The following is an 11,356-nucleotide window of genomic DNA, read 5'->3' as shown; positions in this document are numbered from 1 at the left end:
GCCGGCAGCGGTCAGCCGCTCAGCGTCCGGGTACGATGAGCCCGGCGGTCTGGGTGCGCGCGCGCTCGAAGCGCTGCGCCGCGTCGGCCCAGTTGACGATGTTCCACCACGCCTTGACGTAGTCCGCCTTGACGTTGACGTAGTCGAGGTAGAAGGCGTGCTCCCACATGTCCAGGAGGACGACCGGGACGATCCCCAGGGGGAAATTGCCCTGCTGGTCGTAGAGCTGGAACACGCCGAGCTTCTGACCGACCGAGTCCCAGGCCAGGATCGCCCACCCGGAGCCCTGGATCCCGAGCGCCGTCGCTGCGAAGTGCTTCTGGAAGCCCTCGAACGACCCGAAGAACTCGTCGATCGCCGCCGCGAGCTCGCCGGTCGGGCCGTCACCGCCGTCGGGGGAGAGGTTCTCCCAGAAGGCGCTGTGGTTGACGTGGCCGCCGAGGTTGAACGCGAGGTTCTTCTCGTAGAGGTTGATGGCGTCGAAGGCGCCGGACTCGCGCGCCTCGGCGAGCTTCTCCAGCGCCGTGTTCGCCCCCGCCACGTAGGCGGCGTGATGCTTGTCGTGGTGGAGCTCCATGATGCGCCCGGAGATGTGGGGCTCAAGGGCCGCGTAGTCGTAGGGAAGGTCGGGAAGGGTGTAGTCAGCCATCTGGTGCTCCTCCGGTCGTGCCCGTGCGGGCGGCGTCTCGGTCCTGCGGAAAGGGCCGGAGGGCGAGACGCCCTCCGGCCCCGGCCACCTCAGGGGTGGCCCCGCCTGCTATTCCAGCACGGAAAGACGATCAGTGCCGCGGAGTCCGGGAACCCGCGACGACCTCACCGGCGGTCGCCCCGCCGTGCTCCGGCTTGATGTTCGCGGCGGCTTCGAGCAGCGTCGAGTCACCGTGCTCCGCACCACCCAGGGCGTCGTGCTCGCCATGGGACTGCGCGGCAGTGAGCTCCGCGGGCGTGACCGGCTCGACCCGGTCCTCGTAGAAGAAGCGCGAGACCCGTGCCCGCAGCGCGTCGCGGCGGTAGCCCTTGCGGCGCACGCCCCGCTCGTCCTCCGCCGGCAGCAGCTCGAGCGGCCTGCGCGCGTCGTAGTTGACGCGGAGCCAGCGCTCGTACGGGTCGAGCGGCTTGTGCACCTCGACGTACTCGCCGTTGGCGAAGCGGACGATCCGACCCGTCTCGTGGCCGTGGAGGACGAGCTCCCGGTCCTTGCGCTGCAGCCCCAGGCAGATCCGCTTCGTCACGACGAAGGCGATCACCGGGGCGACGAAGATCAGGACCCGGAACACTCGCGTCAGGTCGTTGAGGGACAGGGCGAAGTGCGTGGCGATGAGGTCGTTCGCGCCCGCCACCAGCAGCACGAAGAAGGCGGTGAGGATCGCCACGCCGCTCGCCGTGCGCACCGGGGCGTTCCGCGGCCGGTCCAGGACGTGGTGCTCGCGCTTGTCGCCCGAGGCCCAGGCCTCGATGAACGGGTACAGCGCGAGCGCTGTGAACAGCAGACCCGGGACGACCACGGCGGGGATGAGGACGTTGAGCGACAGGGTGTACCCGGCGATCACCCACTCCGTGCCCGCGCCGGGCATCATGCGCAGGGCTCCCTCGAGGAAGAGCATGTACCAGTCGGGCTGGGCCCCGGCGCCGACCGGTGACGGGTCGTACGGGCCGTAGTTCCAGACGGGGTTGATCGTCATCGTGCCCGACATGAGGGCGATGACACCGAAGACGATGAAGAAGAAGCCGCCGGCCTTGGCGACGTACACCGGGAAGAGCGGGTAGCCGACGACGTTGCGGTCGGTGCGTCCCGGCCCGGGGTACTGGGTGTGCTTGTGCAGCACGACCATGAGCAGGTGGAGCCCGATGAGGGCGAGGATCAGGCCCGGGATGACGAGGATGTGGAGGGTGAAGAGCCGCGGGATGATGTGCTCGCCGGGGAACTCCCCACCGAAGATCATGTACGACATGTAGCTGCCGATCACAGGGATCGACTTCACGACGCCGTCGGTGATCCGGAGACCGTTGCCCGACAGGACGTCGTCGGGCAGGGAGTAGCCGCTGAAGCCGGCGGCGAGGCCGAGAATCATGAGCACGAAGCCGACGAGCCAGTTGATCTCGCGCGGCTTGCGGAAGGCCCCGGTGAAGAACACCCGCATCATGTGCGTGACGATCGACGCCATGAAGAGCAGCGCGGCCCAGTGGTGGATCTGCCGCATGAGCAGGCCGCCGGTCACCTCGAACGACAGCACGAGCGTCGAGGCGAAGGCCTCGGACATCTCCACGCCGTTCATGGGGGCGAACGGGCCTTCGTAGGTGACCAGCTCCATGCTCGGCACGAAGAACATCGTGAGGAACACGCCGCTGATGAGCAGCACGACGAAGGAGTAGAGGGCGATCTCGCCGAGGAGGAAGGACCAGTGGTCGGGGAAGATCTTCCGGGCGAAGCTCTTGACCGCCAGGCCGATGCCGGTCCGCTGGTCGAGGTAGTCAGCCGTACCGCCCGCGGCGCGGTTCACAGTGCTCATCTCAGCCGCTCCCAGTAGCTCGGACCGATCGGTTCGTCGAAGTCGTCCTGCGCGATGAGGTAGCCCTCGTCGTCGACCGTGATCGGCAGCTGCGGCAGCGGCCGGCTGGCGGGGCCGAAGACGACCCTTGCGCCGTCCGACATGTCGAAGGTCGACTGGTGGCAGGGGCACAGGAGGTGGTGCGTCTGCTGCTCGTAGAGGGCGACGGGGCAGCCCACGTGCGTGCAGATCTTGGAGTAGGCGACGATGCCGTCGTAGGACCAGCCCTCGCGCTCCGGAGGCTCGGTGAGGTCGCGCGGGTCCATGCGCACCATGAGGACGACGGCCTTGGCCTTCTCCTCGATCCAGTGGTCCGCCTCGCGGAGGTTCTCCGGGATGACGTGGAAGACCGAGCCGATCGTGACGTCCGCGGCGCGGATCGGCTCCCCGGACGGGTCCCGAGCCAGGCGCTTGCCGCGCTCCCAGAGCGTGTGGCGGAACTTGCTGACGTTCCAGTCTCCGCCGACCTCCCCGATGAGCGGGACGGCGACCGTGAGCGGTGCGAGCGCCACGGCGGACACGACGGCGCCCTTGAGCACGCCCCGTCGGCCGATCCCGGACTCCTCGGTGCCGTCGCGCAGCGCGCTGATCGCGCCCGCGCGCACCGCGGCGTCGCTGCGCTGCGGGTGGCGCGCCTCCTGGCGCTCGTGGTCGGACATCAGCGTCTTCGCCCAGTGGACGGCGGCGGCGCCGATGCCGAACATCGCGAGGAACAGGCTGAGTCCGAGCGCGATGTTGGACACGCGCATGCTGGCGACCGTCTCGCCGGGCGGCAACGCGAAGTACGCGACGAGGAAGCCGATCGTGCCGATGACGGACAGCGCGAACATCGCGACGACCTGCCGCTCGGCGCGCTTGTCGGCCGCGGGGTCGATGTCGGCCTGGCGCAGCCTGTGCTCCGGCAGACCGGGGTCGTCGAACCGCGCGGGCACGGCGCCGTCGGGCCGGGCGAGGTCCTGCCCGCCGGCGGTGGCCCCGCCGATCTGCGGGGTGTGCTCGTGGCTCATGACGACTTCGCTCCGATCCACACGGCGGAGGCGATCAGCAGGCCCATGCCGACCACCCAGATCCAGATGCCCTCACCGACCGGCCCGATCGAGCCGAGCGTGGTGCCGCCGGGGGAGCCGTTCTTCTGCTCCTCGAGGAAGGCGATCACGTCGCGCTTCTCCTCCGGGGTGATGTTGGCGTCGTTGAAGACGGGCATCGACTGGGGCCCGGTGAGCATGGCCTCGTAGATCTCCGTCGGGGTCGAACCGGCGAGCGCCGGGGCGTACTTGCCCTCGGACAGCGCGCCACCGGCGCCGATCGCGCCGTGGCACATCGCGCAGTTGGTCCGGAAGATCGCCATGCCGTTCGACGCGTCACCGAGGTCGGGGTCGACCTGCTCGGCGCTCGGGATGGCGGGGCCGGGACCCAGGCTCGCCACGTAGGCGGCGAGCTGGTTGATCTCCTCCCGGTCGAACTGCGGCGGCTTGGCAGCCGCCTGGGGTCCCTCGACCTGCATCGGCATCCGACCCGTGCTGACCTGGAAGTCGACGGAGGCGGCTCCGACACCGATGAGCGTCGGGTTGCCGTCGCGCCCCTCGGCGTTGACCCCGTGGCACGTGGCGCAGTTGGCGACGAACAGCGCGCGACCCGCCTCGACGTCGTCGGTGGTCGGCGCCGCGGCGCCCTCTGCGCTCGGAGCGAGGGCCGCGTACAGCCCTCCGGTCAGGACGAGCGCCAGCGCGAGGAGCACGGCCGGGGCGAACCGGTGGTGCCTGCGGGCGGCGATGGCCTTCACGAAGCGGTCCTCATCTCGTTCCTGCCGTCCTGCCTGCCGGGACGGTCGGTCCTGCGCGGCGGGTGCCCACCGCGGCGGTCTGGTGCGACGGTGCCTTCCCGCTGACGCACGATCATGATCGCGTCAGCGGATGATGTAGATCGCGAAGAAGAGCGCGATCCACACCACGTCGACGAAGTGCCAGTAGTACGACGTGACGATGGCCGTCGTCGCCTCGTGGTGCCCGAACCGACGGGCGGAGAACGCCCGGCCGAGCACGAAGAGGAAGGCGATCAGCCCACCGACGACGTGGAGGCCGTGGAAGCCGGTCGTCAGGTAGAAGACGGAGCCGTACGGGCTCGAGGAGATGGTCAGCCCGTGCTCGACGAGCTCGGCGTACTCGAAGACCTGACCCGCGATGAAGACCGACCCCATGATGAAGGTCAGGGTCATCCACTCGGTCATGCCCCAGCGGTTGACCTCGAGCACCTTCCCGGTCCGGTACGGCTGGAAGCGCTCCGCGGCCCACACGCCCATCTGGCACGTGATCGAGCTCAGCACCAGGACGGTGGTGTTGATCGCGGCGAACGTCAGGTTGAGCTCGGGGGTCTCGGCGGCCCACACCTCGGGCACCGTCGAGCGGAGCGTGAAGTACATCGCGAACAGGCCCGCGAAGAACATCAGCTCGCTCGCGAGCCACACGATGGTGCCGACCGACACCGGGTTGGGCCGGTTGACGCTCAGGTGCGGTGGGGCGGAGATCGCAGCCGTCGTAGTTGACACCCCGTCATTATGGCGGACGAGCGTGCCGAGTGGGACCAAGGGCCCGACCGCGCGTCCCGGCGGTCTCAGTACCGGCTCAGGGCCTCCCGGCGCGCCCCGCCACGTCGCGGCTGCCGGCGTCCGGACCGCAGGTCGCACGGCGCCGGAGCGGTTCGCGGACGGGCGCCGCCGCCTGCCCCGGGGCGGTCGCCCCCTGCGGTCCTGCGGTCCCCGTCCGTGCCAAGATGAGGCGCTGGTGGGGCGGCCCACCGCATCGGTCGAGAACGAGTGAGGCGAGGATGGCCACGACGGACGTGCACGACGAGTGGGACCAGGACGCCGGCACGGCTCCGGCGGCCCTGCGTGTGCTGCTCTACAGCTCCCACGCCGGCACCCGGGAGGCCGTCCGCCTGGCCGTCGGTCGCCGGGTCGCCCGTGACCTGCCGCCGATCGAGTGGGTCGAGGTGGCGACGGCCGAGGTCGCCATCTCCACGGTCGACGCCGGCGGCCTGGACCTGCTGATTCTCGACGGGGAGGCCGCGAAGAACGGCGGCATGGGCCTGTGCCGCCAGCTCAAGGACGAGATCTTCCGCTGCCCGCCCGTGCTGCTGCTCATCGGCCGCCCGCAGGACGCCTGGCTCGCCTCGTGGACGGGCGCGGACGCGGTCGTCTCGCGGCCGCTGGACCCGATCGTCGTGCAGGACGCGGTCGCAGGGGTCCTGCGCGGCTCGCACGCGGTGTGATGTCCGGCGCGGACCGGTCGTGGAGCGGCCTGCTCGCGCGGCTCCTCGCCCGTGAGGACCTCGCTGCCGAGGACGCCGCGTGGGCCATGGGGCAGGTGATGGCCGGCGAGGCGTCGCCGGTGCAGCTCGCCGCGTTCCTGGTGGCGCTCCGGGCCAAGGGGGAGACGGTGGACGAGGTCAGCGGCCTCGTCGACGAGATGCTGGCGCACGCGCACCGCATCGAGGTGCCGGGCCGGGCGGTCGACATCGTCGGCACGGGCGGCGACATGCACCACACGGTCAACATCTCCACGATGGCCGCCCTGGTCGTCGCGGGGGCCGGCGTGCGTGTCGTCAAGCACGGAGGTCGCGCGGCCTCGTCGTCGAGCGGCACGGCCGACGTCCTCGAGGCGCTGGGTCTGCGGCTCGACCACCCGCCGCAGCGCGTCGCGGAGCTGGCGAGCGAGGTGGGCATCACCTTCTGCTTCGCCCAGGTCTTCCACCCGGCGATGCGCCACGCCGCGCCGACGCGACGCGAGCTCGGCGTCCCGACGGCGTTCAACATCCTCGGCCCCCTGACGAACCCCGCTCAGCCGGCTGCGGCGGCGCTGGGCGTGCCGGACGCCCGGATGGCGGTGCTCATGGCCGGCGTGCTGGCGGAGCGCGGCACCTCGGCGCTGGTCTTCCGGGGGCACGGCGGGCTCGACGAGCTCGCCGCCACGGGACCCGCGCACGTGTGGTGGGTCCGTGACGGGCAGGTCGAGGAGCACGTGCTCGACCCGGCCGCCGACCTCGGTCTCACGGCCATCGCGGTGGAGGACCTGCGCGGAGGGTCCCCGGAGCACAACGCGGACGTGGTCCGGCGGCTCCTCGAGGGGGAGCCGGGGCCGGTGCGCGAGACGGTGCTCCTCAACGCCGCCGCGGCGCTCGTCGCGGAGGGCTCGACGCCGGGAGCCGGCGAGGGCGGCCTCGTCGAGCGCCTCCGGGCGGGCCTGGCCACGGCCGCGGCCGCCGTCGACGACGGGGGAGCGGCAGCGGTGCTGGAGCGGTGGGTCTCGGCCTCGAACGCCTGAGCCGCGCCCTGCCCTGGGCCGGGTGTCCCCTCAGTCGCCCAGACCCAGGTCGAACGCCTCCTCCAGGTCGTGCTCGGAGTAGGCACGGAACGCGATGTACGTCTGGGTGCGCAGGACGCCGTCGACCTTGCTGATGCTGTCCGCGATGACGTCGGCGAGCTTCTCGTGCTCGCGGACGCGCACCATGGCGACGAGGTCCACCTCGCCCGTCACGGAGTAGACCTCGCTGACGCCCGCGATCTCGGCGACCTGGGCGGCGATCTCGGGGATGCGCGCCGGGTCGGTGTCGATGAGGACGATGGCGGTGATCATGACGTTCCTCCTGGTGGTCGTGGCACTCATCATGCCGTGACGGGCACCGCGGCGTCCGACGACCTCCCCACGGTGACCGCCACGACGGCCGGCGAGGTGCCCGGGACGCGGTAGGCCTCCGCCCCGCGGACAGGGCACGCCCAGCCCTCACCGACCTCGACGAGCCGGACACCGTCCTGCTCGAGCCAGGCGAGCACGAGGTCCACCTCCTCCGGGTGGCCGCGGCCTGCCGGCAGGACCGGCGGCTCCACCTCCTCGGCCGTCGCGACGAGCGCGTCGATGGTCGCGCGCGGGTCCGTGCGTGGCGGCGTCGTCGCCGTCGCGCACAGGCGACCGTGCCGCACGACGACGACCTCCCAGCCCCCGGCGTCGGTCCGGCGTGCCGCCACCAGCTGGGGGACCGCGGCGAGGCGACGCGAGCGCTGCGCACGCGCGGCGCCGCGCAGGAACGCCTCCAGGCGGTCCCGGACCGCCGCGGCCTCCTCGAACCGCTCCTCCAGGGCAAGGACGGCGATCCGGCGGGCGTGGGCGTCGACCACCTGCTCCGGGTCCGCGACCATGGCCGTCCGGACGCTGTCGGCGACGAGGGCGTAGCCGGCTGTGCCCTGCGCGCCGGTGCACGGCGCGCCGCAGCGCCCCATGCCCGCCAGCGCGCACGCGGAGGCTCGCGGCGACGGCGTGGCAGGCAGCCTGCCGGTGCACTGACGCAAGGCGAACGCGGCGTGCAGCGCGTCCACCGCGAGCTGCGCCACGGCGCGGGAGCCGAAGGGGCCGATGTGCGTGGCACCCTCGGTGCGGTCCGGGCCGCCGAGGTCCCGGACCACCGACAGGCGGGGGAACGGCTCGACGGTCAGGCGCACCCACGGCTGCCGTTCCGGGAAGCGGGAGCGTCGGTTGTACCTCGGGCTGTGCTCGGCGATGAGCCGCAGCTCCCGCACGCGCGCCTCCAGGACCGTGCCGCACACCACGGGGTCGACCCGCTCCGCCAGCATGACCATCTCGGTCATGCGGCGACGCGACTCCGCTGCCGTGAAGTACGACCGGACGCGGGTGCGGATGCTGGTCGAGGTCCCGACGTAGAGCACCTCGCCCCGTCCGTCGACGAACTGGTAGACGCCGGGCGCGTCGGGCAGCCCGTCGGCCAGGTGCCGCCGCTGCCGACGAGCGGCCGGCACCGGGTCCGCTGCGGTGGCCAGGTCCTCGAGCGTGGTGACGCCGAGCGCCCCGAGCCGGTCCAGGAGCCCGTGCAGGACGTCCACCGTGGCGCGCGCGTCGTCCAGCGCGCGGTGGACGGGCGTGACGGCGGCGCGGAAGTACGCGGCGAGCGTCGACAGCTTGTTGTTGGGGACCTCGTCGCGGGTGAGCGCCCGGCGGGCGAGGGCCACCGTGTCGACGACCCGGGCGTCGGGCCACGCGTGCCCGTGCGCAGCGGCCGCGGCGCGCAGGAACCCCATGTCGAACGGCGCGTTGTGCGCGACGAGCACCGCGCCGCGGGCGAACTCGAGGAACGACGGCAGGACCTCCGCGATCGTCGGTGCCCCGCGGACCATGGACGTCGTGATGCCGGTGAGCGCGGCGATGGTGGCGGGCACCGGCGTGCCGGGGTCCACGAGCGTCTGCAGCTCGCCGAGCACCTCGCCACCTCGGACGCGCACGGCGCCGATCTCCGTGATGCCGCACGTCTGCGGGCTGCCCCCGGTCGTCTCCAGGTCGACGACGACGAAGGTCACCTCACGCAGCGGGGTGACCCCTGCGTCGAAGGTGTCGAAGGTCGGCTGCACCGGTGCTGCTGTCGCCATGGCGCAGACGGTAGGACGCGCCACCGACACCGGACGGCGGACACGCTCGTGTCGGTGGTCGGACCTAGCGTGCGGGTCATGATGATCGACTGTGACTCCTGCACTGCCCGCGGTGACGCCTGCAGCGACTGCGTCGTCACCTTCCTGACGATCCCCGTCCGCCCCAGCGTGGCCGTCGAGCTCGACCTGGCGGAGCAGGGCGCGATCGCCGTGCTGGCCGGCTCGGGGCTCGTCCCCCCGCTGCGGCTCGCGACCGGTCTGTGAGGCTCGGCGCCCCTGCTCCGGGCACAGCGCGACGCGCGCGGCCCCATCGGTCGGGGCCGCGCGCGCCGGACGTGCTCAGTCGCGGGACTCCGACCCGTTGCCCGTGTACAGCGCCTCCACCTCGCCCGCGAAGTCCTTGAGGACGAGCGAGCGCTTCACCTTCATCGACGGCGTGAGGTAGTCGTTCTCGATCGTGAAGTCGGTGTCGAGCACCGCGTACTTGCGGATCGACTCCGCACGCGACACCGCCTGGTTGGTGCGCTCCACGGCACGGTCCAGCGCGGCGCGGACCTGGGGGTGCCGTCCCGCTGCAACGACGTCCATCTCGGGCAGGTCGTGCGTCGACAGCCACCCGGGCAGGGCCTCGGCGTCCAGCGTGATCAGCGCGCCGATGAACGGCTTCTGGTCCCCGACGACGACGACCTGGCTCACGAGCGGGTGACCGCGGAGCCGGTCCTCGAGCACGGCGGGCGCGACGTTCTTGCCCGCCGCGGTGACGATGATCTCCTTCTTGCGGCCCGTGATCCGCAGGAAGCCGTCCGTGTCGAGCGACCCGAGGTCGCCGCTGCGGAACCACTCACCGTCGAAGGCCTCCACCGTCGCGTCGGCGTTGTTGTGGTAGCGCCCGAAGACGTGCGGACCGGTCATGAGGATCTCGCCGTCGTCCGCCACGCGTACCGCCGCACCGGGGAGCGGGGGACCGACCGACCCGATCTTGGTCGCGTCGGGCAGGTTCACCGTGGTGGGCGCCGTCGTCTCGGTGAGGCCGTAGCCCTCGAGGACCTTGAGGCCGACGCCGCGGTAGAAGTGGCCGAGACGCTCGCCGAGCGGGGCTCCTCCGGAGATCGCCCACTCGGCCTCTCCGCCGAGCGCCTTGCGGATCTTCGACAGCACCAGCACGTCCGCGACCTTGTGCTGCAGCCGCAGCCACGGGCTGGGGCCCTTCGGCTCGTCCAGGGCCCGCGAATAGACGATCGCCGTCTTCGCGGCACGCTGGAAGATGGCCCGCTTGCCGCCGGCCGCAGCCTTCTGCTCGGAGGAGTTGTAGACCTTCTCGAAGACGCGCGGCACCGAGAGGATGAAGGTCGGTCGGAACTCGCCGAGGTCCGCCACGAGGGTCTTGGTGTCGGGGCTGTGCCCCAGCGTGGCGCCGGCCGCGACGACGAGCACCTCGATGAACCGCGCGAAGACGTGCGCGAGCGGCATGAACAGCAGCGTGCGGGAGCCGGGCGGGCAGACCTCCTTGCCGAGCTTGGCCACCGCGTTCTTCGTGAGGATGACGAAGTTGCCGTGGGTGAGCTCCACGCCCTTCGGCCGACCCGTCGTCCCGGAGGTGTAGATGATCGTGGCGAGGTCGTCGAGGTTCGCCAGGGCGCGTCGGCGCGCGATCTCCTCGTCCGGGACCGCGCGCCCTGCCTCCACCAGCTGCTGGACGCCGTCGTGGTCGAGGACGAGGACCTCCCCGAGGTCCGGTGCGCTGGGCCGAGCGTCGTCGACGACCGCGGCGTGCGCGGCCGACTCGACGACGAGCAGACGGACGCTCGCGTCGGTGACGATCCACTGGACCTGCTCGGCTGAGGAGGTCTCGTAGATCGGGACCGTGACGCCGCCGGCCGCCCAGATCGCGAAGTCCAGGAGGGTCCACTCGTACCGGGTCCGGCTCATGATGCCGACGGACTGCCCGGGCTCGATGCCCTTGGCCACGAGGCCCTTCGCCACGGCGACGACCTCGCGGTCGAACTCCCGTGCGCTGACGGGTGTCCACACCGCGCCCAGACCGCCCTTGCGTTCCATCATCGGCCCGTCGCCCTGGCCGGCGACGCGCGCGGCGAGGAGGGTGTTGAGGTTCTCGGCGGGGTCGACCTCGACGAGGAGGGGTGTACGGAACTCGTCCATGCTGACTCCAGTGGCAGGTGGATGGTGGGGCGAACCCTACCGACTGGCGAGGTCGGGACGCAGGAGGGCCCGGGGCTCGCTCTGAGGACACCTTCCCACGTCAGAGCCGCTCGGGGGCGCCCGTCGTGCGCGGGGCGTCCGGTCGGGCGCCACGCACCGGTCGTCCTGCGTGCGCGCCCCCGCCGGTCGGTAGCCTCCTCGTGCGGCGAAGCACTCG

At 71.9% G+C, this 11,356-nt stretch carries 11 protein-coding genes; 3 read left to right on the top strand and 8 right to left on the bottom strand.

Annotated features, from left to right (window positions below):
• Window positions 1–19 precede the first annotated feature (19 nt).
• The 5 genes from LG379_RS11190 to LG379_RS11170 all read right to left on the bottom strand — a co-directional run bounded on the left by LG379_RS11190 (window position 20) and on the right by LG379_RS11170 (window position 5,094).
• Window positions 20–649 (bottom strand): superoxide dismutase, encoded by a 630-nt coding sequence (locus LG379_RS11190; protein WP_225754612.1) that lies wholly within the window; start codon window positions 647–649, stop codon window positions 20–22.
• A gap of 130 nt (window positions 650–779) precedes the next feature.
• A complete protein-coding gene (locus tag LG379_RS11185) occupies window positions 780–2,510 on the bottom strand; it encodes a ubiquinol-cytochrome c reductase cytochrome b subunit (RefSeq protein ID WP_225754611.1) in 1,731 nt (576 codons plus the stop codon).
• Complete coding sequence (locus tag LG379_RS11180; RefSeq protein WP_225754610.1) at window positions 2,507–3,556, bottom strand: ubiquinol-cytochrome c reductase iron-sulfur subunit; 1,050 nt, start codon at window positions 3,554–3,556, stop codon at window positions 2,507–2,509. The genes LG379_RS11185 and LG379_RS11180 overlap by 4 nt, the downstream gene beginning before the upstream one ends.
• Window positions 3,553–4,332 carry a c-type cytochrome gene (locus LG379_RS11175; RefSeq protein ID WP_225754609.1) on the bottom strand — a complete coding sequence of 260 codons (780 nt, stop codon included), beginning with the start codon at window positions 4,330–4,332 and terminating at the stop codon, window positions 3,553–3,555. The genes LG379_RS11180 and LG379_RS11175 overlap by 4 nt, the downstream gene beginning before the upstream one ends.
• A gap of 123 nt (window positions 4,333–4,455) precedes the next feature.
• On the bottom strand, window positions 4,456–5,094 hold the full coding sequence (locus LG379_RS11170) for a heme-copper oxidase subunit III (protein WP_225754608.1): 639 nt from the start codon (window positions 5,092–5,094) through the stop codon (window positions 4,456–4,458).
• Between the two features lie 278 nt (window positions 5,095–5,372).
• On the opposite strand from LG379_RS11170, the gene LG379_RS11165 reads away from it, so the two are divergent.
• Together LG379_RS11165 and trpD are read left to right on the top strand one after the other, a co-directional pair.
• Window positions 5,373–5,816, top strand: a complete 444-nt coding sequence (locus tag LG379_RS11165; protein WP_225754607.1) for a hypothetical protein — start codon at window positions 5,373–5,375, stop codon at window positions 5,814–5,816.
• The gene (gene trpD, locus LG379_RS11160; protein ID WP_225754606.1) at window positions 5,816–6,868 is read left to right on the top strand and encodes an anthranilate phosphoribosyltransferase; all 1,053 of its coding nucleotides are present in this window, start codon (window positions 5,816–5,818) and stop codon (window positions 6,866–6,868) included. The genes LG379_RS11165 and trpD overlap by 1 nt, the downstream gene beginning before the upstream one ends.
• A 30-nt stretch (window positions 6,869–6,898) precedes the next feature.
• On the opposite strand, the gene LG379_RS11155 is transcribed toward trpD, so the two are convergent.
• Entirely contained in the window at window positions 6,899–7,180 is a 282-nt protein-coding gene (locus LG379_RS11155) for an Lrp/AsnC family transcriptional regulator (RefSeq protein WP_225754605.1), read from the bottom strand.
• Window positions 7,181–7,209: 29 nt separating this feature from the next.
• Window positions 7,210–8,979, bottom strand: a complete 1,770-nt coding sequence (locus LG379_RS11150) for a DEDD exonuclease domain-containing protein (RefSeq protein WP_225754604.1) — start codon at window positions 8,977–8,979, stop codon at window positions 7,210–7,212.
• Between the two features lie 78 nt (window positions 8,980–9,057).
• On the opposite strand from LG379_RS11150, the gene LG379_RS11145 reads away from it, so the two are divergent.
• Window positions 9,058–9,243: a hypothetical protein gene (locus tag LG379_RS11145; RefSeq protein WP_225754603.1), complete on the top strand. Its 186-nt coding sequence runs from the start codon at window positions 9,058–9,060 to the stop codon at window positions 9,241–9,243.
• A 75-nt stretch (window positions 9,244–9,318) separates the two neighbouring features.
• Here the strand turns inward: LG379_RS11145 and LG379_RS11140 are convergent, their stop codons facing one another.
• Window positions 9,319–11,139, bottom strand: coding sequence for a long-chain fatty acid--CoA ligase (locus LG379_RS11140; protein WP_225754602.1), 1,821 nt, complete (start codon window positions 11,137–11,139; stop codon window positions 9,319–9,321).
• Window positions 11,140–11,356: the final 217 nt, after the last annotated feature.

Source organism: Actinotalea sp. Marseille-Q4924 (assembly GCF_916618755.1).
Lineage (GTDB): Bacteria > Actinomycetota > Actinomycetes > Actinomycetales > Cellulomonadaceae > Actinotalea.
This window is presented reverse-complemented; position numbering and strand designations above follow the sequence as displayed.